This is a genomic window from Microbulbifer variabilis ATCC 700307 (assembly GCF_000380565.1).
GTDB lineage: Bacteria > Pseudomonadota > Gammaproteobacteria > Pseudomonadales > Cellvibrionaceae > Microbulbifer > Microbulbifer variabilis.
Genome location: NZ_AQYJ01000016.1, coordinates 15,333 through 36,389 on the forward strand (window position 1 = coordinate 15,333; position 21,057 = coordinate 36,389).

The 21,057-nt window shown below is 43.0% G+C and carries 31 protein-coding genes; 30 read left to right on the forward strand and 1 reads right to left on the reverse strand.

Annotated features, from left to right (window positions below):
* The first annotated feature begins 338 nt into the window (after nt 1-338).
* The 28 genes from G367_RS0100805 to G367_RS0100945 all read left to right on the forward strand — a co-directional run bounded on the left by G367_RS0100805 (nt 339) and on the right by G367_RS0100945 (nt 17,706).
* On the forward strand, nt 339-644 hold the full coding sequence (locus tag G367_RS0100805; RefSeq protein ID WP_020411189.1) for a hypothetical protein: 306 nt from the start codon (nt 339-341) through the stop codon (nt 642-644).
* Nucleotides 645-738: 94 nt separating this feature from the next.
* Nucleotides 739-1,185: a hypothetical protein gene (locus tag G367_RS0100810; protein WP_020411190.1), complete on the forward strand. Its 447-nt coding sequence runs from the start codon at nt 739-741 to the stop codon at nt 1,183-1,185.
* 20 nt (nt 1,186-1,205) lie between these two features.
* A complete protein-coding gene (locus tag G367_RS0100815) occupies nt 1,206-1,436 on the forward strand; it encodes a hypothetical protein (RefSeq protein ID WP_020411191.1) in 231 nt (76 codons plus the stop codon).
* Between the two features lie 99 nt (nt 1,437-1,535).
* Entirely contained in the window at nt 1,536-1,970 is a 435-nt protein-coding gene (locus tag G367_RS0100820; RefSeq protein WP_020411192.1) for a hypothetical protein, read from the forward strand.
* A 156-nt stretch (nt 1,971-2,126) separates the two neighbouring features.
* Nucleotides 2,127-2,606, forward strand: a complete 480-nt coding sequence (locus G367_RS0100825) for a hypothetical protein (protein WP_020411193.1) — start codon at nt 2,127-2,129, stop codon at nt 2,604-2,606.
* Between the two features lie 70 nt (nt 2,607-2,676).
* Nucleotides 2,677-2,934, forward strand: coding sequence for a hypothetical protein (locus G367_RS0100830; protein ID WP_157533275.1), 258 nt, complete (start codon nt 2,677-2,679; stop codon nt 2,932-2,934).
* Nucleotides 2,935-3,040: 106 nt separating this feature from the next.
* On the forward strand, nt 3,041-3,403 hold the full coding sequence (locus G367_RS0100835; protein ID WP_020411195.1) for a hypothetical protein: 363 nt from the start codon (nt 3,041-3,043) through the stop codon (nt 3,401-3,403).
* A gap of 94 nt (nt 3,404-3,497) precedes the next feature.
* Complete coding sequence (locus tag G367_RS0100840) at nt 3,498-4,055, forward strand: alpha-ketoglutarate-dependent dioxygenase AlkB (RefSeq protein ID WP_020411196.1); 558 nt, start codon at nt 3,498-3,500, stop codon at nt 4,053-4,055.
* A gap of 79 nt (nt 4,056-4,134) precedes the next feature.
* A complete protein-coding gene (locus G367_RS0100845; RefSeq protein WP_020411197.1) occupies nt 4,135-4,605 on the forward strand; it encodes an SMI1/KNR4 family protein in 471 nt (156 codons plus the stop codon).
* Between the two features lie 153 nt (nt 4,606-4,758).
* Nucleotides 4,759-5,301: a DUF6630 family protein gene (locus G367_RS0100850; RefSeq protein WP_157533276.1), complete on the forward strand. Its 543-nt coding sequence runs from the start codon at nt 4,759-4,761 to the stop codon at nt 5,299-5,301.
* Between the two features lie 137 nt (nt 5,302-5,438).
* Nucleotides 5,439-5,876 (forward strand): DUF695 domain-containing protein, encoded by a 438-nt coding sequence (locus tag G367_RS0100855; protein WP_157533277.1) that lies wholly within the window; start codon nt 5,439-5,441, stop codon nt 5,874-5,876.
* Between the two features lie 127 nt (nt 5,877-6,003).
* Nucleotides 6,004-6,411: a hypothetical protein gene (locus tag G367_RS25885; RefSeq protein WP_157533278.1), complete on the forward strand. Its 408-nt coding sequence runs from the start codon at nt 6,004-6,006 to the stop codon at nt 6,409-6,411.
* Nucleotides 6,412-6,935: 524 nt separating this feature from the next.
* Nucleotides 6,936-7,313, forward strand: coding sequence for a DUF6795 domain-containing protein (locus G367_RS0100865; protein ID WP_020411201.1), 378 nt, complete (start codon nt 6,936-6,938; stop codon nt 7,311-7,313).
* Between the two features lie 477 nt (nt 7,314-7,790).
* Complete coding sequence (locus G367_RS0100870; RefSeq protein ID WP_020411202.1) at nt 7,791-8,174, forward strand: hypothetical protein; 384 nt, start codon at nt 7,791-7,793, stop codon at nt 8,172-8,174.
* 88 nt (nt 8,175-8,262) lie between these two features.
* A complete protein-coding gene (locus G367_RS0100875; RefSeq protein WP_020411203.1) occupies nt 8,263-8,586 on the forward strand; it encodes a low molecular weight protein tyrosine phosphatase family protein in 324 nt (107 codons plus the stop codon).
* Between the two features lie 301 nt (nt 8,587-8,887).
* The gene (locus G367_RS0100885; RefSeq protein WP_020411205.1) at nt 8,888-9,544 is read left to right on the forward strand and encodes a hypothetical protein; all 657 of its coding nucleotides are present in this window, start codon (nt 8,888-8,890) and stop codon (nt 9,542-9,544) included.
* Nucleotides 9,545-9,636: 92 nt separating this feature from the next.
* Nucleotides 9,637-9,930, forward strand: a complete 294-nt coding sequence (locus G367_RS0100890; RefSeq protein ID WP_020411206.1) for a hypothetical protein — start codon at nt 9,637-9,639, stop codon at nt 9,928-9,930.
* A gap of 348 nt (nt 9,931-10,278) precedes the next feature.
* Nucleotides 10,279-11,109, forward strand: coding sequence for a hypothetical protein (locus G367_RS0100895; RefSeq protein WP_020411207.1), 831 nt, complete (start codon nt 10,279-10,281; stop codon nt 11,107-11,109).
* Between the two features lie 56 nt (nt 11,110-11,165).
* Nucleotides 11,166-12,125, forward strand: coding sequence for a tetratricopeptide repeat protein (locus G367_RS0100900; RefSeq protein WP_020411208.1), 960 nt, complete (start codon nt 11,166-11,168; stop codon nt 12,123-12,125).
* An 80-nt stretch (nt 12,126-12,205) separates the two neighbouring features.
* The gene (locus G367_RS25890; RefSeq protein ID WP_157533279.1) at nt 12,206-12,595 is read left to right on the forward strand and encodes a hypothetical protein; all 390 of its coding nucleotides are present in this window, start codon (nt 12,206-12,208) and stop codon (nt 12,593-12,595) included.
* A 44-nt stretch (nt 12,596-12,639) separates the two neighbouring features.
* On the forward strand, nt 12,640-12,984 hold the full coding sequence (locus G367_RS0100905) for a hypothetical protein (RefSeq protein WP_020411209.1): 345 nt from the start codon (nt 12,640-12,642) through the stop codon (nt 12,982-12,984).
* Nucleotides 12,985-13,497: 513 nt separating this feature from the next.
* Entirely contained in the window at nt 13,498-14,286 is a 789-nt protein-coding gene (locus G367_RS0100915) for an SMI1/KNR4 family protein (RefSeq protein ID WP_020411212.1), read from the forward strand.
* A complete protein-coding gene (locus G367_RS0100920) occupies nt 14,273-14,758 on the forward strand; it encodes an endonuclease V (RefSeq protein ID WP_020411213.1) in 486 nt (161 codons plus the stop codon). Before G367_RS0100915 ends, G367_RS0100920 begins: the two co-directional genes overlap by 14 nt.
* A 120-nt stretch (nt 14,759-14,878) precedes the next feature.
* Nucleotides 14,879-15,214, forward strand: a complete 336-nt coding sequence (locus tag G367_RS0100925) for a hypothetical protein (RefSeq protein WP_020411214.1) — start codon at nt 14,879-14,881, stop codon at nt 15,212-15,214.
* Nucleotides 15,215-15,729: 515 nt separating this feature from the next.
* On the forward strand, nt 15,730-16,224 hold the full coding sequence (locus G367_RS0100930; protein WP_020411215.1) for a hypothetical protein: 495 nt from the start codon (nt 15,730-15,732) through the stop codon (nt 16,222-16,224).
* 88 nt (nt 16,225-16,312) lie between these two features.
* Nucleotides 16,313-16,627 (forward strand): hypothetical protein, encoded by a 315-nt coding sequence (locus G367_RS0100935; protein ID WP_020411216.1) that lies wholly within the window; start codon nt 16,313-16,315, stop codon nt 16,625-16,627.
* Nucleotides 16,628-16,788: 161 nt separating this feature from the next.
* The gene (locus G367_RS0100940; protein ID WP_157533280.1) at nt 16,789-17,103 is read left to right on the forward strand and encodes a hypothetical protein; all 315 of its coding nucleotides are present in this window, start codon (nt 16,789-16,791) and stop codon (nt 17,101-17,103) included.
* Between the two features lie 90 nt (nt 17,104-17,193).
* Nucleotides 17,194-17,706 carry a hypothetical protein gene (locus G367_RS0100945; RefSeq protein WP_020411218.1) on the forward strand — a complete coding sequence of 171 codons (513 nt, stop codon included), beginning with the start codon at nt 17,194-17,196 and terminating at the stop codon, nt 17,704-17,706.
* A gap of 21 nt (nt 17,707-17,727) precedes the next feature.
* Here the strand turns inward: G367_RS0100945 and G367_RS0100950 are convergent, their stop codons facing one another.
* Nucleotides 17,728-18,669 carry an IS110 family RNA-guided transposase gene (locus tag G367_RS0100950; RefSeq protein ID WP_026304866.1) on the reverse strand — a complete coding sequence of 314 codons (942 nt, stop codon included), beginning with the start codon at nt 18,667-18,669 and terminating at the stop codon, nt 17,728-17,730.
* A 406-nt stretch (nt 18,670-19,075) separates the two neighbouring features.
* Between G367_RS0100950 and G367_RS0100955 the strand changes: the two genes are divergently transcribed.
* Nucleotides 19,076-19,441, forward strand: a complete 366-nt coding sequence (locus G367_RS0100955) for a DUF2200 domain-containing protein (RefSeq protein ID WP_020411220.1) — start codon at nt 19,076-19,078, stop codon at nt 19,439-19,441.
* Nucleotides 19,442-19,578: 137 nt separating this feature from the next.
* Nucleotides 19,579-19,947 carry a VOC family protein gene (locus tag G367_RS0100960; RefSeq protein ID WP_020411221.1) on the forward strand — a complete coding sequence of 123 codons (369 nt, stop codon included), beginning with the start codon at nt 19,579-19,581 and terminating at the stop codon, nt 19,945-19,947.
* Nucleotides 19,948-21,057 lie beyond the last annotated feature (1,110 nt).

The following is a 21,057-nucleotide window of genomic DNA, read 5'->3' on the forward strand; positions in this document are numbered from 1 at the left end:
GATGGCCCTACCTAGTGGGTATTACTCGCCGATGTTTTCAGTAGCAGAGAGGGCATATCGCTGGTGCGAAGGCCCGAATTATAGAGCCATGGCTTACATCCGCAGAAAGATCCCCCCTAACTCACTGATTTAATTGGAGGTAAAATGTGTTCAAGGGCGGGAGGTTGAGCCAGGCGACTTGAGCCAATGGCTCACTATCACTGGTTACTATTTAGACAAAAATTTATAACCCGTTGTAAATAAAGGCTTTTTTTCTGAGCTTGGAGGTCTCATCCTAGTAATAGTGGCCAAATGGATAGTGAGCCACTGGCTCTTTAATAAACTGTTATGTGTAAACGATGAAGAAAGTATATCTCTACGGTTTTAACGGTACTTACTCGGGAGAATCGAAATACAACTGGAGTCCTCCCGAGAAAGGAGATAGTCACGACTGTCTTCTTTTTCTTCGGCAAACCGAAGACGCAGTTAATTTCGAGGCCGCCACACTCGAAATTGCTAACTTCGGCTTTGTGGGTGTCAGCGATCTAAAAGGTAACAGCCTAAAAGTCGAGGCTTTAAATTCTGATCTTCATAGAGGGTTTAGGGGTTTTTACGAAAGTGCTCTTCACGATGGTAGCTGCCTTGTATTCTACCCAAACACATAACAAGCCGCAGCAATCGCTCCCGTTGGTCGCTGGGACAACTAAAACGCTGTGCTTATTTGTCTGCCCCTGTGCGGGGCGTTATGAGCTTTAAACTATGAAGCACATTCTTATAATTCTAGCTTTAATGTCATCCTTGGCTGCTGCAAGTGGAGGGCCTAAAGAGGTTTCTCTGACACCAGAGCTAGCCGCGAAACTAGGTTTTCATATAAGCGTGAAGCCAGAAGACCCAGCAATAATGTTTGAGCTTAAAGGCCCAAAAGAAAGTCCTTCTGGTTGTCCAGCATCTAGAAGTGGCACCTTTCTACTTGGTAAAAATAGTGAGGAGTTGCTGCTTCATATAACAGAGCTACCTGCATCAAAATCAGAGCCAGAAGCAATTGGTTACTTTACAGATAGCAAGCATACAATGGGTGTCTTTATCGACTATCTCTGTGAAGGCGAAAAGGTTTTAAAGAGTGTGCGTTACACCGTGCAATCAACCAGCGACTGGCTCATAACAAGTAAAGGCACTGGACGCAGCAAAACTGCGCCTGTGCTTTAGGCGTTATAAGTAATAGAAAAATGGAACCTGAAGAACTGAAAAGGAGGTTAGATGTTGTTGCAGCGACTTGCATGCAGCTATCTAGGGAGTTGCAGTCTATCGATGCACAGTTAAGTCTGAATATGGACCGAACGGCGATTCGGGAAATAATTGGCAATCTCCATTGGGCGGCCGAGAATACTACTGTGGTTGGACTCCACCAAGTCGGAGAGGCGCTAGAAGATAATATGGGTACCGGTCTGAATGATTGAAATTATTTATAACAAGCGCCGGCACAAATGCGTGCTTCGCGCTGTGGACTCGCAACAAGTTGCTCACCTGTGCGGCGGGCGTTAAGTGCCTATAGAGATATGAGCAAATCAATAGTAATACTTGGTGCCGTGACGGTATTTCTAGTTTTGGCATTCAGTGTTGTCAACATTCAGCAAGGCGGCAGAAATCTTGATCAGATTCTAATGGAAGTATCTGCTTCTGCTGAAATGGATGCTCAAAAAGAGATGGAGTTAGGGCAGTTTGATTTTCTGGCTGAAGCTTATGGCTTTGGCTTTGGCGATGGCGGTAGAAGAGTTCCGGGTATAGGATTTGAAAAATACAATAAATGTCTAAAGCAAGTGGCCTCACTAAGGATTTACCTTCGTTCGGGTGATGTCACATGGGAAAAAACAGAGTTAGAAAATCTTAAAGAGCTCACCGAAGTGCCAAAGTCCACCCACACTTATGCCGCCTCGTTCAATCTGAGGAAGTTCAAGTGGCTTACGGAAAGTGGGGTGATTCAATGCACTTAACAATCACAGGCAGTGAAGCTCCGGCCCTTCGGGCCTACGCGGGACGTCTTACTTTATACACGTTTTGCGCGGTCGCTTCGCTCCCAGTTTCGCGTAAAACGTGTATAAAGTAAGCCGCCCTTGCTGTGGGCGTTATGAGTTTTCCACTGGAAAGCAATGATACAAGAAATTGAACTTACATTTAGTTTAGGTGAGTATGGATGGAGCGATTTCCGTATCTGGACCAAAGAAGAACATATTGAGATTGGAATGACGCACATCTTTAATAATCCTCTCGAAGAAATGTTCTCTGCTTTTACAGAACTACTTAAGGGTATTAAATCTACATATATAATGTGGCTCGATGAGCCAGGTGCCTATCGCTGGGAAATAACTCGTGACGAAGAACAGCATTACATCCTTGATATTAGCATCACCGAAACAGCATCGATGGGCGAATGGAAGGAATCAGATAGGGTAATATCTGAAATCGAGTTTACCGTGAAGCAGCAACAGCTTATGGCCTGCATCTACGGAGAGGCTATTAAGCTTCGTGAACTCATGAAAATGAAGACTTACAAAATAGATCGAAACGAACAATATCAAGCGAGAGCGCTCAATGAGTTTTTACAGGCTTATGAAGCGAGGTACTCATAACAAGGCAATGCAGCGGACTGCTGCGCAGTCTCGCTGATTGCGGCGTTAAGTGTCAAATCATATGGAATACTTGAATAAAGATGATATTTTCGAACTAATAGACTCCTTGAGTAGTGATGTTGTTAGCTTTGATAGAGTGCGTCCACATAATAAAGGTGAAATTAGAAAATCAGCCTCAATGGATAGAAGAGAGCTTAAAGAGTTTATCGCTGAGGCTATTGAAGAGGAGCATCAACCTGGTGGTGATATTGAAATATTTATTCCATCAATCAATAAAATTTTAGTTGGGCAACATGACGGGGTTTATTGGCTTGAAAGCAACACTTAACAAGTTGCTGAAGTGCACTCCAGCCGCAAAAGGCGCGGCTTCCGCGAGACAGCCAAACCTTTGGTTTGTCTGCCCCTTAGCAAAGCGTTATGTTTAAGGAGTACTAATGAAGTTATTGATTATTGTCTCTATTGTTTTTGCTCTTACAGGTTGTGTAATGGGGGCACCCAAGCTGACTCCAGATCAAGCAGCAAGAGTGGATCAAATAGAGATTCTTAAGGAAGGCCAAGTTCCTGATAAAGAATATACCACCATAGATGATATTAGCGCTGCTGACTGTTCAGGTGCTCCTTATGGAGGTCGAGTTTGGGGTGACGCAGAAAAAGCAATTGAAACTCTAAAGGCAAAAGCTGCATCGTTAGATGCTGATGCGATCATAAACACAAGTTGTTCTGCGGCCCCATTCGTTAATAACTGCTGGGCTGCAAAACTTTGTTCGGGTCAAGCAGTAAAGTGGTCAAAAACATAACAAATCGCAGCACAATCGCCACTTCGTGGCTGGACAGTCAAGCCTACAGTTTGTCTGCCTGTGTGCTAAGCGTTATACATTTTACGAAAATAATATGATTCACGGTTTAACACACATAGAAGAGTTTATCTCCAAAGAAGAAGAGCAATTTCTACTAGATTCTTTGGATAATGAAGTATGGCTTACGAGTTTAAAGCGACGAGTGCAGCACTATGGATATCGATACGACTATAAGGCTAGGTTCGTTGATAGCTCTCTTTATCTCGGGGCACTCCCTGAGTGGTCTGCCAAAATTCTATCTCGCTTACATGCCAAAGAGTTTATTTCAGAAACCTTTGACCAGCTTATCGTCAATGAATACGAGCCAGGTCAAGGAATATCAGCACATATTGATTGTGTGCCATGTTTCAAGGAAACAATTGTTTCTCTAAGTATTGGATCACAAGCAGAAATGGTATTTGGCAATAAACAGAACGAGAAGCAAACCATTTTGTTAAATCCAAGATCGGTAGTAATACTCCAAAAAGATGCTCGGTATAAATGGACGCACAGTATTCCAAATAGAAAAAGTGACTTAATAAACGGGCAGAGAGTTCAAAGGTCGCGCAGAGTTTCTTTGACGTTTAGACAAGTAATCAAAAAAAATGTATAACAAGGCACTCAAGTTGATGCCAAAAGATCCGCTTTTAGCACAACTTAGTGCGGCGTTATGATTTTAAAAGAAATGAACAATGATTAAGAAAATTTTCGAGCAACTAGATTCTTCCTTTAAAGAAAATTTCAAGGATGTTTTTGATTCTCTTCAGCCGGGAGCGTCCGAAGAAGATCTAAAAGAGCTTCAAGAGAAATGCTTCAAAGGTAAAGATTTGCCACCTGATTTGGAACTTCTTTACAAATGGCACAATGGCCAAACTGGATATGGCTCACTGAATCAAAATGATAATCGGACATTTCTACCGATTGACGAAGTTATTGATGCATGGGAATTTTTAAATGGTTCTATGACAGATATACAGGGGCCAATGTCAAAGTCCTGGATTCCAATTGCTTACAATGGTGGTGGAGACTACTTGGTCTATGAATCAGAAGGCGAAAATGCCGGAATGGTAATTGCTTACTGGCACGACGATGACAGTCGTAAAATAGAGTATCGTGGGCTTCAAGAATGGCTCACAGCAGCATTAGAGGCATCAAGATCATAACAAGCGCATGTTGTACGCCGCTATCGCGGCCGGACGGCTTACGCTACGCTCCAGCCGCCGCAAAAACGAACGTTACATTTACAAAGAGGTACAACCTTGAAACTACTCCTAATCATTTGCTTATGCTTAGCATCTTTTGCTGTCTATGCCAGCATGAAGAAGACTGACAAACCAACACACCCATTAAGTAGGTTGGTATCATTAGTTTCTAAGTCTAGTGAGAAGGCAAGTAACGATATAAATCTGTATTTAAATTCACCTGAATCTTTCCTTGAAGAATATGAGTTCGAACTCAGAGAAAGAGACATCGAATCAGTAGATGACATGTCTGATTCAGTCATTGTGGTGGAAATTTTAATGAAAAATAAATTTCTTATATACGTAGATGGCGCTCATGAACCAGATGATGCATTGTTACAATTAAACACCCTTTCTAAGGAAAAGCTACAGACAGCAGACTCATACAATGAAATCATGGATTTCTATAGATCAAGTAACTATGGTATTGCAACTTTCTTACAGGATGGTGAATGGCCCTCTTTGTTTAAATGTGCTAACGAAGCAGGTTTTAAGCTTCTTGCTATTGATGAAGATTCTGATTCCTTGCCATTAATCCTTGTGCCAATTGAGAAATCCGAAGAACTTCTGAATGTGTTTAAAGAGGCAAAGCTTAAAACCTATTTTTCAAGTAAATAAATGTAACAAGGCCAAGCAGCATCGCCCCTCCGGGGCTGGACCTCGCTACGCTCGGCCGCTGCTGGCAGCGTTATATTCCCTAGAGAGGGTCGCAGAAGTTGAAAATCTTTAGCACATTTTTAATATGGTTGATATTTATGTCTAGTGCAGTTGCTGAAAATATATATTTCACTGCAACCGGTGAGCAAGAAGGGAAGCCTGTTATTTACAGGAGTATGCAAAGTGTCCCTAAGGGGGAAAAGGAAACAGATTTCCCTACTTTGATAAACATATATTGGCCATTTGAAAAGAAAGAAAATAATGGCATGCCTGATCGAAATACGAACAAAAAACAAATCGTCTTTGAAGATGCAATAGCACCCTTAGACGTAAATGGTGTGTCACATTTAATGATGGTTGTTACTGGCAATGGACGCAAAGAATGGATTTGGTACGTTAGAGACTCCGATGAATGGATGGAAAAACTTAACGAACTTTTAGTGGGACACGACGTATATCCGATACAAATTGAAATGGAAAATGATCCTGAATGGTCTACCTACCATAACTTTGTTTCTGACGTTAAAGGAATATAACAAGTTGCTGTACGCGGACACATACTGCTACGTTCGTTTTTGTGTCTGTCGCTGCGCTCCATTTTTACACAAAACGTTCCCCGCAGTATGTGCCGGTGAGCAAAGCGTTACACGGTAAGGAGAATTAGTGCTTAATCGAAAGGTAGTTGTAGTATTTTTTGTATTAATGCCATGCCTAGTGCTTGTTTTTTTGCCGATATACTCTGTTGTGAATGGGTACTTGAGTCCAAGTTTAGAGCACGTAGAGAGAGCAAGAAATTACTTTCCAAACTCTAAACTGCTTCAGATCGGATTTGGTTCTGGCAGCTACTCCTGTATCAATGGAGAATGTGATTACAGTAATACCTATGATCAGAAACAATTTATAAGTGTTTCTAGCGCCAGTAAAATTGTTACAATTCGCAGGTCATATGAAGGTGAATGGACAGAATCTGTGGAAGAAACCAATCTAAAGTTAGGGCTTTCACTTTTAGCTATTTATACGCTAGCAATATTTGGTTTGGGATTTTCACTAAGAGAGCTAAGGCGTGTGTAACAAGCCGCAGCAATCGCTCCCGCTGGTCGCTGGGACAGCCAAAGTGCTGCGCTTATTTGTCTGCCCCTGTGCGGGGCGTTATGTAAAGTACGAGAAACTAGATCGTGCAACTTATTAAGAAATATCGAGATCGACTTCTGTATCTGATCGTAGTGCTGACACTGCTTTTGATTACCTTGGTAGGGCAGAGGGCATCGACTAACGATGATATTATTTACGGTGCACTTATCTACATTTTTGGAATGTTCCTTTTTTCACCAATTGCCTTGGGGGAAACAATGTACGTCCCCTATTCAAATACCGAATTAGTTAAGGGTAGAGACACTGTTTTACGTAGTGTTTTTTCTATCATATTTCTATTCATCGCGGTTATTGGTTTGAGTTTTATTTCTTGAGTGGTATGCAAGTAAGATCACATAATAAGTGGGTGATGTTCGTTCCAGCTACTGCGTGGCTTCCACCGGACCTCCTCTGCTTCGCAGCTCCGACCGCATACCCAGGACGTTAGGCTCCAATCAGAAATAATGAAGAAGCTAATTTTATTTTTTGCACTATTGCTTTCTGGATGTTCAGTCGTTAGCTTCCATAAGCTTACTTCGAACCTGAAAGGTAAAGTCATATTTAATGGCGATCCCGTGTCGGAAGCCAAAATTATCTTTAAAGCTAAGTCACACTGGTGCGGCGAATGGGAGACAAAAGAAGTTGTTACGGGTAAAGATGGAGAGTTTGAAGTTCCGCAGTGGAAAGAGGTTAGGCCATTTGTTTTTGTTCATCAGCCGGTGGTTGAGCAAGAACTGATGATAATATACCAGGGAAAGGAATACGAAGGGTGGAAATACACCAGAATGAGTTATTCTGACAAATATGTGGCGCCAATAATTCTTTTTTACAGTGTGAGTTAAAGTCTAGCATGTCTACTCAAAAAGTCGATGGATCTAGAACTGCTAAAGGAGTATGCATTGTTGTTCAAGCCTAACTGGCACAGGTTGGCGAAAAATTTCTCCGCTGCTTTGCAGCTCCAAACTTTCCGCAACTGTGAGCGTTAGCTGTTGTACGTACTATGAGACTATTTACTGATTTTTATACAAAGGTTGCACTTAAGCTTTATCCATTTAGGTGGTTATTAGTTGTGTCTTTTTTTCTTCCTTTTATAGGTTAGTCTTTTGTCTCGACGGCATTACTGGTAATGCTGTGGGTGTGGACCAATTTAGGATTATTTATTGTTTTAACTTATGGACCTATCAACCATTTTGAGGGTTCTATTATATGGAGTGACGGGTGGCGGCCTATAGCTTGGGTTTTCCTAATTCCCATCCTACTGGGAGTCTTGGCAGCAACAGTTCTAATTCCTTATTCTCTTATACAAAGTAGTTAACAGAATGAATAACGAACACAGGGCACGGGATTGGATTAACTTCATTTTAGAGAGATGCCAGTTCCCTGATGCACAAGTATTAAAGGAGCACCTCGACAAAGCCATGGTTTCTGAGTTTTGTCAGTGCGGTTGTAATAGCTTCAAAGTTATGGTATCTGCTAATACCAAAGCGATTGCAGCTCCAGATAAGTACGGTGTAATTTTTGAAGCAAACTTTAATCTTGAAGAAGCAGGTAAAACGTTAGAGATCCTAATTTTCTCTGGAAAATCAGGAATGGTTGAATATATAGAAATAGACTGTTGTGGTAACAACTTTCCTGTTCCAGAAGCAGTTGAAGCTGTTGGAGAGCCGTTTCATGTCAGTGCCGGTAGTGTGTTAGCTCTCTAACAAGAGCCTGCACAAGCGCGCACTTCGTGCGCTGGACTCGCAACAAGTTGCTCGCCTGTGCGGCGGGTGTTCTGCATCGAGAGAGTAGATGAAAAAAGTATTGTTCCTATGCAGCAAGAATAAACTGAGGAGTCCGACAGCTGAAGCGATCTTTAGCGGCGTTGATGGCTGGGAGGTATATTCGGCGGGAATCAGCAACGATGCTGAGGTTCATGTAGGTCTTGAAGACATCGAATGGGCTGACCATATATTTGTTATGGAGAAGGTCCATAAAAAGAAACTGAGTAGCAAATTTGGCCGAGCTATAAAAGACAAAAAGGTGATCTCGTTAGATATCTCCGATAATTACGATTATATGGATAAAGAATTAATCGATATACTTCGGTCTAAAGTGTCGGGGCTTGTAAACTAGCAAATACAGAACAAGCGCAGGCACGATCACACACTTCGTGTGCTGGACCTCCACCGCTTTGCGGCTTCAGCCCATGCTGCTGGCCCTTCTGTACAGGCTACTATCGAGATTGAAGAGCTTGCTAAGTCCAAAACGAAGGCGGCGGGTTAGGGTTAATCCTGTCAAAATTGATTTAGTCGAAGTGCAGGATCAGCGCAACCTGCCGATGATTTAATCCGGTATTGCCAGTCTTCCTACCAGCTCTGCGCTATCCGCTTCAGATGATGGCAGCACGGCGAAAATAACTATCACTGCGCATACCGTGCAGTTTGGTTTTGGCACGGTCAGTTATAACAGCGGCAGTATTACCGGTTTATCGTTCACTACAAAGTACTATGTGTACTGCGATGATCCTGGTACACAGGGCGGTGCGGTTACTTATTACGCTACCACTAACTTTTCCAAACTGGCTGCTAGTACTTGGCGGCGCTATGTAGGCACGATCACCACACCTTCCAACGGTGGCGGTGGCACAATTCCATCAGACCCCTGGTGCGTTGCTGCAGGTAGTTGGTTACGTGAGGGGCGACTAGTAGACCATTGCGAGACCGGGAATCTGATCGATTGCTGGGATACTGGCGACGAGGATACTCACTTACGCCCCATTATTGGTGGGGTTGGCACAGAGCCAGAAATACCTTGTGTCTTGCTTACCATGAGCAGTGGTGCTCAAGTTGTTTGCAGCCGCGAAACCCCAGTCACAGACCGCGCAGGGCAGGTCTATGAGGCGCAGCACTGCCAAGGCATTGAGCTGGGTGTAATGCACGAGGATGAGCCACTGAGCTGGGAAGCTGTCGAGCAAGTTGAATGTGCCGGTCTGCTTACCGTCTACAAAATCTCTGTAGGTGGCAAGAGTTACGCCGCTGGCATAGATCCACATCATCGAGTTATCACCCATAACGGAATGCAGAAACCCTAGGAGGCTCAAATGCCTAGTTAAATAACGTACCTAACCTGGAAGCCTGGCAGTTTGCCTACAGCATCGATGAGGGCCACAGTGCGGGCACTATTGTGCGCGCAACGGTTACGCAAAGTACCGAGCCCACCAATAGCGATGCCCAAGCAGCAGCGGTACTCAAATGCACGATTGCTGTAATCGATGATCAGAACAACCTACAGACTGACGGTGCTGGCGATCTGATGTCTAGCGTATATGTAACCACTAAAACTCTACAATCCGATGCAGGTAAGCCGGTAAACGTCGCTGACCATGCTGCTGATTTAGTGGCAAGCTGCATAGTTGAAGTGGCAAACCGCCTGGCTGTGCATAGTTCTATTGCGGCGATGGCTATTCCAAACGGGTAAACTGATCGTTGTTTTCAGTAGTGGAATGGGCGTAGCGCCGGTGCGAAAGCCCGAATTATAGAGCCACGGCTGACATCTACAGAAAATCTCCCCTAACTTATTGATTTAATTATAGGTAAAATGTGTTCAAGAGCAGGAGGTCGAACTAGGCGACTTGAGCCGATGGCTCACTATCTCTGATTGCTATTTGAACAAAAGTCTATAACCTACCGTAAATAAAGGCTTTTCTGTGGAGCTTGGAAGCTCCGTCCCAGAAATAGTGGCCAATTGGATAGTGAGCCAATGGCTCTTTAATAAACTGTTAGGCGCTTCAAATCATCATTAGCTTCAGAAATTAGAAATACGAACATGGAATTATTTAAAGATCAGTGTCTTGCTGGGACTTCGAAAGACAAACAAGGGGAGAAAGTACCAAGGGAAATCTTACAAGGTTTCGTTGATAGCTATAAAGGGAAAAAACAATCAATTAACCAGCAGCATGAGTTACATTTGGAACAGATAGGTTATGTTGAAAACCTTAGACTGATAGAAAGTCCAAACGAGGAAGGCGAATTCAATCTTATCGGTGATGTCAGTTGTGATATTGACAAGCTCTCAACCGTGGTTGGAGGGTTCAGCATTTTCTATCTTGAGAAAAGTCATGAAGCCTCAAATGATGAAGATTTCAGTGTTTATTTGCCATTCCCACATTATAACGATGAAGGTTTAATCCAAGAATTATTAGAGAACCAAAGCTCAAGTGTTGGAAAATGGGTCAAAAAAGCAGCAGATCCAGCTACAACAGCACTGATTGGTTCATTCTTGTTTTTTGCTTTTGCGCCAGTTTGGGATGACACATACAAAAATCATTTAGCTCCAAGATTAACAGTATTCTTAAAATCAGCACTTAAGAAGCTACGCTCAAAAAATATAAATACTAACTTAATTCAGAAAATTGAAGTTGATGGCAAGTTTGTACAGATTGTATTAATACCGAATAAAGATGACGAAGAATCTTGCTACACAGAAAGAAAGCTAATAAATGCAATGTATGAAGTCCATAAACATCTAAAATCAGACTCCAATCGAGCAGATATTGATAGTGTCTTCATGCATTTCGACAGAGAAAAAGATAAATTCGATCTCCACAGAGTTGAGTATTCTGGTGGGAGAGTCGTAAACCACGCACCTAACAAGTAAATCCAGGTGACGCCTACGGCGCACCTGATTTAGGCGTTAGGTGTAAGACAAATGTTATGAGAGTTAAAACTCCTTTAAAAAAACTACTAAAGCAAGCTTATAAATCATTTGCTGTGATAGCCATTATTATATCTTGGCCAGCTCTGGGGGAAGAGATGGAAAATACATACTTTACATGGAATGACTTTAAAGAAGCATTTGGTAGAGAGATGAATATTTCATTAGGGATCTACGATTCCATGAAAGAAGGAGGTCTTACTGACTTTGATAGAAGCTCATTCGATTTCCAGTATAAATCTGACAGCAAGGAAAAACTTGAAAAACTATCAGCTTTTTTATTAGAAAGTTATCCTTACAAAATGGATTACATAAAGGAAATTGAGGGGGGGTGGGAGCTTTCCATGACCACTAACCCTATATCTATAACAGAAGAAATTATCATGTATTGGGCTTTAGATATGGCTAAGCGAGGTTATGAGTTTGACGCTATGCTCGAAAGTTATGGTGCTCCATATGACCCTAAAAATCCTGACTTGCCAGCTCTCTCTAAAGAGAAAGAAGATGAATACTTTGATAAAGGCGTGAAAGAATACAACAAAGGTAATCTCAGTGGAGCCTTGATGTATTGGAGCTATGCTATTGAGATTAATCCCAAGGATCCTAACTCTTTTTATTCAAGAGCAATTGTAAAAACCGAGTTGTATACTTGGAAAGCAGCAATTAGAGATTACGATAAAGCATTAGAAATTGCTCCAGACTTTGTAAGTGCTTTAACCAATCGAGGCAGCACGAAAGACGAGAACGGAGATCACAAAGGTGCTATTCAGGATTACAACAAAGTGATCGAACTCGCTGAAGCCGGAAGTGATAACAAGCAAATGGCTTTTTATAACAGGGGTAACTCTAAATACAAATTAGGTGATAATAAGGGAGCTTGCGTGGATTGGAAAAAAGCGGTTGATGAAGGTGCCGATTATGCGCAAGAGCGATTCGAAAAATACTGTAAAATTTTATAAGCAAAACACCTAACAAGCGCAAGCAATAGGGCTCGCAACAAATTGCTCGCTCTTGTTGCAGGCGTTATGAGTAAATAGATATGGAAGATCATGTATATAGCCCGACAACATTTTGGCAGCTATTTGGTGGCATTAACGACTTTACCGGTTGGTTTATGCCCTTCTTTCTATTTGCTGCATCATTAGTGTGGTTCTATAGAGAGCGCTCCATTTTATCTGGGCTTTCACTTTTCTCAGGAATGTTAGTTACCGCCTCAAGGGTTGCGCACATATTAATACCTAGCGTACATTCAATCGCCCTTGGGCACTCCGAACCAACTATTGAGCAAAACCCAATCATCTGGTTTTTATACGTACAAGCCTTAAATATTGGCAGTTTTATTTTCGTTGTATGCGTTGGTTATCACTTCGCATTCAGCCAAACACATAACAAGCAAAGGCAGCAACGCCCTTCGGGCAGGACGCGCTAACGCGCGCCGCTGCTTTGGGCGTTATGAGTACTGAGATTTAATGCATGGAAACTGTTACTTGCTATAGGCCAACCGGCGAAAAAGAGTTAGAACTAGTTAAGGAATCAGGCTATAAGAAATGGCCACCTCGCTTGCCAGAACAACCCATTTTTTATCCGGTTACAAACGAAGAGTATGCGATTGCCTTAACACAGTGGAATATCACCGATTTCGGTGCAGGCTACGTAACAAAGTTTGAGGTGGTTAAGTCCTTCATGGAAAAATACCCCATAAAATGCGTGGGTGCTAAGTCACATACTGAATGGTGGGTGCCCGCTGAAGACCTGGAAGATCTTAATAAAAATATTGTTGGGAAAATCGAGGTAATAGGTGAGTATCGAAGCTCATAACAAGTCAATTAACTACGCGCCTTCGGCGCCCAACAGCTTACACGCCGCTTCGTTATGTTTCATGAGAGTGTGAGTGGATGAAATTAATCGGAAGCAAAATGGAGAAGGAGTTTCGAGAGGAGCTGCAGAAATCAAACGAGCTTTTCTCTTCTCCTTCGAGGCTTCGTGATGCGCTTGAGTCCGAGGGTCACAACACGAACAATGCTTATGTTTTGCATTGGACTCCAGATTAAGGCGAAGACATATATATGGTATTAATAAATGGCTCCTATTTGGTTAGTGTCGAACTAGATCGAATCAACCCAGGCGCACCTCCAATATTTGAGCGCACAGAACTACAAGAGTACAAGCAGGGTCTCAGTAAAATGAACCAAGTTAGGCTTTTAGTTGCACAGGACCTAGCGAGTGAAAAAACATAACAAGTCAATTAACTTCGCGCCTTCGGCGCCGGACAGCTTACACTACTCTTCGCTCCGTTCCAGCTGCCGGTTATTGAGGCATTAGGCATCAATCATGAAAACAGATAAGAATGAATGCATTGATTTTTGGTCAATGGCCAAAGAGAGAATAGTGCTTTTTGAAGAGCTTGATGATGCTGAAGTGGTGTTTGGAGCTAGAACAAGAGGCAATGGCCATCGTTACAAAGTGCTTCCCTTAGTCACCGATAAAGAAATGCTCGAGTTTGAAAAGAAAAATGGATTCGAGTTGTCTCTGGAATATCGCACATTTCTTCAAACTTTTGGTGCTGGAGGTGCTGGTCCATATTATGGGATTTACGACTTCCGCAAGAATGTGTTAGCAAACTTGTATACGAAGCCATTCCCTTACACCTCAACATTTGAGTTTTCCGATGAAGTCGAAGATGATGATCCTATATGGGATTATGACGGGCTAGCATTTATTTGCGAAGCTGGTTGTGGAACTGATTATTTCATTGAGCTTAATGGTAGTAATCCAGGGCAAATGTGGTGTAGCTGGACAGATGAATGTTCAATAGAAGGTTCTTTTTTAGATTTTTATAAGGCATGGTTTGAAAAAGTAGATATTGGTCTACATCGATACCAATTATTGAAAGAGCTCAGCAGTAAGAGAAGCTGGTTTGGAAAACCTAAGAAGTTTGAGTTGTCAGATGTAGTTTCTCATATGCAGTGCGAATATGAAGAGCGGGCCTTTGATGGTAAGAATTTTGTTCCTGAAGGGCAAATTTGGGTTCAATTTGATAAAACACCAGGTAGAGTAATACTAAACGAAAAACGGGAAATCTTAAGAATTGATATTCACGATAGATGTGCAATATGCTGATAACACTGCTTTAGCTGCAGGAGTGATTTTTCCTCGTTGGGATTCTGACGAAATAGAGCGGATCCTATTAAGAGATATCGGCGAAATCGTACCATATGAATCCGGTAATTTTTATAAGAGAGAGCTACCTTGTATTCTTGCACTACTAGAAGATATAGAAGAGGAACTTGAGGCTATCGTTATTGATGGTTTCGTGAGCTTGGGTAGCATTGAAAAGGCAGGGCTGGGTATGCATCTCTATAATGCGATAGACAAATCAGTCCCAATTTTAGGTGTGGCAAAAAAGTCGTTTGTTGATACACCAAAAGAATGTGAAATCTATAGGGGATGCAGCGCTAAGCCACTTTTTGTGACCTCGGCTGGAATAAACTTGGAAGAGGCAAAAAGCCTTATCACTAGTATGCACGGGAAACATAGAATCCCTACTATTCTAAAAAAGGCAGATCAACTTTGTCGGGGTATAAATGCCTAACAAACGTATGTAGTGGATGGCAAACTCCGTGGCCCAAATTGCAATTGGCTGCTCCAATTTTACTGCAATTTGTACAACTCCGTTCGCTACCACTGATACGGTCGTTAACTTCGAAATACGATGAAATATATATCTAGCGAATCAGTAGAGCTATACGACATTGTCGAAAGCAATGAGGGTGGAACTTGGGTTCAAGCTACAGTCGTTTTTATTGCTGATACAAAGAAAGCAGCTAAAGAATGCCAGTGGCTTTTAGATGAAACACCTGAGTGGGCAGAGAATTCGATTGCTATCTGCTGGAATTACTCTCAAGAACTAGAAGACATCGATGATAGATTACTGTTCACCGATACAGAAAATAACGATGAACTTAGGTTTATCAGAAGACAAGGAATAGATAATGTCCAGCTTGCCCCCGATTACCATGTCAGGCTTGGCAGTTTGCCTACAACATAGACGTTGGCCACAACGCCGGCCCTATTGGGCGCGCAACGGTAACTCAGGCCATCGAGCCCACCAAGATTCTGCAGACCGATGCAGGCCAGCCGGTAAACGTCGCTGACCATGCTGCTGATTTAGTAGCGAGTTGTATGTTGAGGTGGCCAACCGCCTGGCTGTGCATAGTTCCATTGCGGCTATGGAGATTCCTAGTAGGTAATGTTGGCTGTGGTTTTCAGTAGTGGAGTGGGTGTGTCACCGGTGCGAAAGCCCGAATTATAGAGCCATGGCTTACATCTACAGAAAGTCTCCCCTAACTTATTGATTTAATTATGGGTAAAATGTGTTCAAGAGCGGGAGGTCGAACCAAACGACTTGAGCCAATGGCTCACTATCTCTGGTTACTATTTAGACAATAGTTTGTAACCTGCTGTAAATAAAGGCTTTTTTGCGAAGCTTGGAGGCTCCCTCCCAGAAATAGTGGCCAAATAGATAGTGAGCCATTGGCTCATTAATAAACTGTTAGGAGCATTATGTACCGAAGCTTCATAGGATTGCTTTTTTTGTTTGTTATTTCAGGATGCGTATCGCATGAAGAGAAGGAATATCAAGCTTATCTTCGCGAGTATAACCGTATAATCGCTAATCCAGCTCCAAGCACTTGGAAGCTTGATACACCTTGGTCGCTTGTACTGCTGGATGAATCGTCCAAGATAGTCGAGACGATGCAAGTTGAATTTACTTCATTGGCTGCGAAAACTTGTACTTCCGGCGACTGGAGACGGCTACGTGTCATAGAGGCAAACTCTGAGGTTCAAGCAATAGCTAGTTCTGGCTTCATCCCTGAGCCGGCGTATACATTGACGGGTAGCTACTTGGTAATCGATTTAAACGCAAACATATGTGATGCAGGCAATGAATTACGAGGGGAAATCACGGAGCTTGGTATATCTGGTACTCGCCAGACAGTACACATGTTTGGTGGAGAAAAGCTCGGTAGATTTGTCGGGATCCGCGTTGGCTCCTAACAAACGGCAGCACGGCGAGCGCTTTTCCGCAGCTGCGCTGCTCCAAAGCGCCGCGTGTACCGGGCGTTAACTGCCCGAGAGAAATCGAGTGAAGTACGAGATTCGAAAAGAAGATATAGTGGTTGGTTTTACCGCTTTGGAAGGTAGTGATCCTCCTATGGGCTTTGTATTTGGTCCTATCGAGCCAACTGAATTCTATACCCCTGACTTCGATGGTTCTGGTTGTAGCTTATACGTTATTGAAACCGGCCAAGAGATTTCTAGTGAATCTATCACTATCGAGGATTATTCAAAAGAAATGGGTGAGCAGTGTGTAGAGGTAACGGTTGTAATAGGATCGGCAGAAGAGTATGAAAAGTTTTTCAAGCACCACCTGGAAGCATATGAAAAACAATTTAGCTAGGCAGCAGTTAACAAGCAAAGGCAGCGGACAAAGTGCTTCGCACTTCGCGCACTGCTTTGAGCGTTAAGCGAAAAATGAAGCACATCATACTGACCATATTAATATTGGCATTCTCTACTGCCAGCCACGCATGCATCATGAGTCCGTTCAAAAGAACCGCCATGGACTCTGATAGAATGCTCCAAGAATATGATGTGATGTTCTTTGGGCGTCTCGATTCAGAAGAGATGATCCAAGATGGGCGAAAACAAGTGGCCACATTCACGGTTATAAAGTCCTACAAAGGTAATGTTTCAGGAGTGGTGGTAATAAACAACAAGCTAAGTTCAAGTTGTTCTCGTGTATTTCAAATACCTAACAGTGCTTTTTATGTGTTTGCTAAATCCGCTGAAACAGAGGGTGTCTATGAAATCTCTGGATTCGCATCGTTTATTCCACTTGGTAATGCAATGGAGTACGAATGGTCACCCGAGTAAAATCGCTTAACAAACGCAGGCTGTCGGAACGCCTTTCCGCTCCTTCGTCGCTACAAGTCGTCCGCAGCTGCGGGCGTTAAGTGAATAAGCATGGAAGAAACTAATCCAATATTTATGGCAGTCTTTGCGGTTATATTTATTGCCGCATGGATTGCTGCATTTGTTTCTTGGTTCCGTATGGTTACGGCCAAAGATCGCAAAACCTACTGGAAGAGCATTGCATTATTTGTTGGCCCTATACTTCTGGTTTTTGCAGTCGCGGAACTAGGGGGGCTATTCCCAGAAGTGGACTTTGAAAATCAGCCAAAACCGGAGCCTCCAGAATTCAATGATGTTTTCGGCCCTATGCCCCTATCACAAAAAATCTTGCTTGGGGCGGCTGGTGCTACCTGGATAATCGGAGGCAATATACTGTTTATTGTGCACAACAGAAGAACAAATAAACGGTGGTGGCATCAGTTGAATCCGTTTAACCCACCGTTCAAAGACTTTAATGGCAAAGAATGGTCAATTTTAGTGGGGCTCTTGGTAGTCTCAATGGTGCTAGGTGTAGCGGCTATATCTCAAAATCCACCGGAGCCACAACCATCACTTAACAAGTGACTATGGTTGCTCGTCAAGCTTTTAAGCCATATTTTCATCCCAGTAGGTGTTGTTTTTCACCATGGTATTCAGGATGGTAAGTTGCTTTCTCATACAGGCAATGAGGGCTACTTTTTTAGGTTTACCAGCGTCGACTAATCGCTTATACGTTGGCTTTAATTTGGGATGATGTTGAATAGCCGACATGATGGAAACAAACAGAACGGTGCGTACGCGATGCCTTCCGCCTCGAATATGTCGCTTGCCATGGAAGCTACCGCTATCACGGTTCATTGGGGCGATTCCTACGAGTGCAGCGATTTCTTTACGGTTCAATTTTCCTAGCTCAGGAAGTTCGCTCATCAGTGTATAAGCCAATACATTCCCGACTCCTTTAGCGCTCAACAATAGGTCGCGTCTTTGCCGCCACTCAGAAACACTGTTAACGAGCTTATCCAGCTGTTTGTCGATTCTTTCTAGTTCTTTCTTAATGGTATTTAGAATAGTTTGAATAGGTTTGTGCACCGATTTAGGCATCCGCTGAAGCCGGTTCTTTTGCATCGTGCTCATCTCTAAACACTGACTTCTTACAGTTAGTAAGTCACTGATCTCCCTTAGTTCCTCTGGCTTCAGCACCTGCAGCCTTGGCTTCATGGCCTCACCAAAGTGTGCGATATCAATTGCATCTAGTTTGTCAGTTTTGGCGAGGCGCCCTGCGGATTTGGCGAAGCTTCTGATCTGAGAAGGGTTGCAAACAACAATAGGCAATCCCGCTTTGTTTGCTGCACAAACAAACTCTAATTCAAGTCTTCCTGTAGACTCTATTAGTACTCTTTTAGGTTTAAGAGGTTGTAGTTGTTTAATGGCATCCTTAATACCATTTTTATCATTGGTAACACTAAAGAATTGGCCAGTAGGTCTCACATAAATATCGAGTTGTTTACTACTGGTATCGATACCGACATTGATCTCTTGAGGTTTCATAAGATAAGCTATCTCCGCCTTGCTATTCGGGCTCGAGGCCCACATGACCATTCGAGTTATGCCTAGTGAGTGCTTATCACGTTCATACTTGTTATCGGTCTTTTACGAACCGGCCAGGCAGCGAACTGTGATAAACAAGGCCTTCGGTGGCCGCCGAAGGTGGGTCTCAATTTACCCGTTAGCGAAAAGGATTTTCAACATCAGAATCGGGCAAGAACAATCATACAAGGCCAGGCAGTTTGCTCCGGGCCTTCAGCCCTCCGCGGGACAGCTTACCTTGTGCACGTTTTGCGCAGGTCGCTGCGCTCCCATTTTCGCACAAAATATGCATAGCATTGGTCGCCCCTGCTGCGGGCGTTATCTGCTTCAATAGTTCGGTCCAATTAAACTAAATAGAGAATAAGTTATGACTACAACACAAAAGCAGGATGAAAAAATTGCGAAGATGTCATTTGCTATGATCTATCCCTTATATGTTGCGAAAGTCGAAAAGAAAGGACGAACTGCTGATGAGCTTAATGAAGTAATCACTTGGCTTACTTCGTACAGTGAAGAGAAGGTAAAAGAATTTATTGAAAATGAAGCCACGATGAAAGAATTCTTTGCCGAAGCAACAATGAATCCAAATGCACACCTGATTACAGGAAAGATTTGTGGCTATAAAGTTGAAGATATTCAAACACCTTTAACGCAACAAGTAAGGTATTTGGATAAGCTGGTCGATGAGCTTGCAAAAGGCCATAAAATGAAAAAAATCCTAAGATCAGCATAATGAAAATGGCAGATAACAAGGCGCTGTAACCGACCTCCGGCAACTGTCATCTTTTTGCGGAGCAAAAAAGCGCCAGTTACCTCCGGCGGCTGAGTGCGGTGCTATGTGTCTATCACAAATTTCACCGAAGGATAAATATGATTGGTTATTTAACAATTGGAACAAACAATTTAGAACGTGCTACAGCTTTTTACGATGATCTGCTTAGTGGTATAGGAGCAGCAAGGGCATTCCAGACAGATGAACTGACTGTTTGGGGGTTTGGAGAAGGGAGCACGTTGTTCACCGTTACAAAGCCATATGACAAAAATGAAGCTACAGTTGGTAATGGAGTAATGGTTGCATTATCGGCTGAAAACCCAGAGGCAATTGACATCTTGCATGCAAAAGCACTAGAGCTGGGTGCTACTAATGAAGGAGATCCAGGGCCAAGGGGAAAAAACTTCTATGCGGCCTACTTTCGTGACCCGGATGGAAACAAGCTCAATTTTTTCTGTTACACATGAGTAAAACACATAACAAAAAAAGGCAGGCTGCACTATGGTCTACGGAGTGGATAACGATGTTATTAGGTTCAATTTGCAGCAAAGCACATAACAAAGCGCTCAACTACACTCCGGCCGCAAGCGGCCTCCGCCGGACAGCCAAAAGTGTGCTTCGCACTGGCTGCCGGTTAGCTTAGCGTTAAGTGTCAGATATGAATGTTAGCCATATCCTAAGCGTCGAAAAACTAAGAGACGGCGGTTCTCTCATCATAAGCTTCCAGGCTGATGATTCGTGTGAGTACTGGTTAATGCTCTCCATAAAAGTCAGCAATGGAACTTTCGGCGGTTATCTACCTCCGGTTCTCGTAAACAGGACCACGGATATAGAAGTGGATCTGAGTTGGAGTGGTGCTAAATCATGGCTGCAACGACTTGAGTCGTACATTAATGAAGAAGATCAGAAGTTGTTTAACAATATTCGCGGCACAGTGCATGAAAACACTTAACAAGTGCATGTTGTTCGCCCAATTCGTGGGCTGGGATCTCCGTACTGAGTGCTCCGGCTCCAAATGCAGGCTTTATGCTCACAAGGAAAACGAGTGAAGAAAGTCCCGATATTTATTTTAATATTCCTCATTCTTGTGCAAGCGGGTTGTACAACGCAGTCACAAACTAAGCCTCCAATGGGAAAGAATGTGTTTAAACGGGAGTTTCTTGCAGATTGCAAAGGTATAAAAACAATCTACGAGGGGCACAATAGCTCAGGCTACTATTTTGAGGACTATAGCGGCGGAGCGTCCACAAAACACTCAATTAGCTTGTCAGAAATGGCATCGTGGCTCAAAGAGTGTGGAGTTGATCCAAGTAGCGTAAGCCAAATAATAGAGTAGCAACAATGCCAGCATTGCATAACAAAGCAAAGTAGCACCGCCCACTACATGGGCTGGACAGTTTTTCAGCAGCTTCGCTGCTTCAAATCTGCCGCTGTTTGCGGCGTTAGCTTTAAGACTTGCCCACGTTTGGTAGACACCCTGTATAGTTAGGTTTAGGCCTAACACGGAGGTGTATCATGGGTAAGAAAAGAACTCAGGCGTATACGGAGGAGTTCCGTAGAGAAGCAGTTAAGAGAGC

What these genes read in the sequence shown, in the direction of transcription:
- G367_RS0100940 (WP_157533280.1), top strand. Translation starts at nt 16,789, where the DNA reads ATGGACTCTGATAGAATGCTCCAAGAATATGATGTGATGTTCTTTGGG.
- G367_RS0100825 (WP_020411193.1), top strand. Translation starts at nt 2,127, where the DNA reads ATGATACAAGAAATTGAACTTACATTTAGTTTAGGTGAGTATGGATGG.
- G367_RS0100950 (WP_026304866.1), bottom strand. Translation starts at nt 18,669, where the DNA reads ATGAAACCTCAAGAGATCAATGTCGGTATCGATACCAGTAGTAAACAA.
- G367_RS0100900 (WP_020411208.1), top strand. Translation starts at nt 11,166, where the DNA reads ATGAGAGTTAAAACTCCTTTAAAAAAACTACTAAAGCAAGCTTATAAA.
- G367_RS0100930 (WP_020411215.1), top strand. Translation starts at nt 15,730, where the DNA reads ATGTACCGAAGCTTCATAGGATTGCTTTTTTTGTTTGTTATTTCAGGA.
- G367_RS0100875 (WP_020411203.1), top strand. Translation starts at nt 8,263, where the DNA reads ATGAAAAAAGTATTGTTCCTATGCAGCAAGAATAAACTGAGGAGTCCG.
- G367_RS0100820 (WP_020411192.1), top strand. Translation starts at nt 1,536, where the DNA reads ATGAGCAAATCAATAGTAATACTTGGTGCCGTGACGGTATTTCTAGTT.
- G367_RS0100835 (WP_020411195.1), top strand. Translation starts at nt 3,041, where the DNA reads ATGAAGTTATTGATTATTGTCTCTATTGTTTTTGCTCTTACAGGTTGT.
- G367_RS0100905 (WP_020411209.1), top strand. Translation starts at nt 12,640, where the DNA reads ATGGAAACTGTTACTTGCTATAGGCCAACCGGCGAAAAAGAGTTAGAA.
- G367_RS0100850 (WP_157533276.1), top strand. Translation starts at nt 4,759, where the DNA reads ATGAAGAAGACTGACAAACCAACACACCCATTAAGTAGGTTGGTATCA.
- G367_RS0100845 (WP_020411197.1), top strand. Translation starts at nt 4,135, where the DNA reads ATGATTAAGAAAATTTTCGAGCAACTAGATTCTTCCTTTAAAGAAAAT.
- G367_RS0100945 (WP_020411218.1), top strand. Translation starts at nt 17,194, where the DNA reads ATGGAAGAAACTAATCCAATATTTATGGCAGTCTTTGCGGTTATATTT.
- G367_RS0100870 (WP_020411202.1), top strand. Translation starts at nt 7,791, where the DNA reads ATGAATAACGAACACAGGGCACGGGATTGGATTAACTTCATTTTAGAG.
- G367_RS0100805 (WP_020411189.1), top strand. Translation starts at nt 339, where the DNA reads ATGAAGAAAGTATATCTCTACGGTTTTAACGGTACTTACTCGGGAGAA.
- G367_RS0100810 (WP_020411190.1), top strand. Translation starts at nt 739, where the DNA reads ATGAAGCACATTCTTATAATTCTAGCTTTAATGTCATCCTTGGCTGCT.
- G367_RS25890 (WP_157533279.1), top strand. Translation starts at nt 12,206, where the DNA reads ATGGAAGATCATGTATATAGCCCGACAACATTTTGGCAGCTATTTGGT.
- G367_RS0100840 (WP_020411196.1), top strand. Translation starts at nt 3,498, where the DNA reads ATGATTCACGGTTTAACACACATAGAAGAGTTTATCTCCAAAGAAGAA.
- G367_RS0100865 (WP_020411201.1), top strand. Translation starts at nt 6,936, where the DNA reads ATGAAGAAGCTAATTTTATTTTTTGCACTATTGCTTTCTGGATGTTCA.
- G367_RS0100895 (WP_020411207.1), top strand. Translation starts at nt 10,279, where the DNA reads ATGGAATTATTTAAAGATCAGTGTCTTGCTGGGACTTCGAAAGACAAA.
- G367_RS0100855 (WP_157533277.1), top strand. Translation starts at nt 5,439, where the DNA reads ATGTCTAGTGCAGTTGCTGAAAATATATATTTCACTGCAACCGGTGAG.
- G367_RS0100925 (WP_020411214.1), top strand. Translation starts at nt 14,879, where the DNA reads ATGAAATATATATCTAGCGAATCAGTAGAGCTATACGACATTGTCGAA.
- G367_RS0100955 (WP_020411220.1), top strand. Translation starts at nt 19,076, where the DNA reads ATGACTACAACACAAAAGCAGGATGAAAAAATTGCGAAGATGTCATTT.
- G367_RS0100960 (WP_020411221.1), top strand. Translation starts at nt 19,579, where the DNA reads ATGATTGGTTATTTAACAATTGGAACAAACAATTTAGAACGTGCTACA.
- G367_RS0100915 (WP_020411212.1), top strand. Translation starts at nt 13,498, where the DNA reads ATGAAAACAGATAAGAATGAATGCATTGATTTTTGGTCAATGGCCAAA.
- G367_RS0100815 (WP_020411191.1), top strand. Translation starts at nt 1,206, where the DNA reads ATGGAACCTGAAGAACTGAAAAGGAGGTTAGATGTTGTTGCAGCGACT.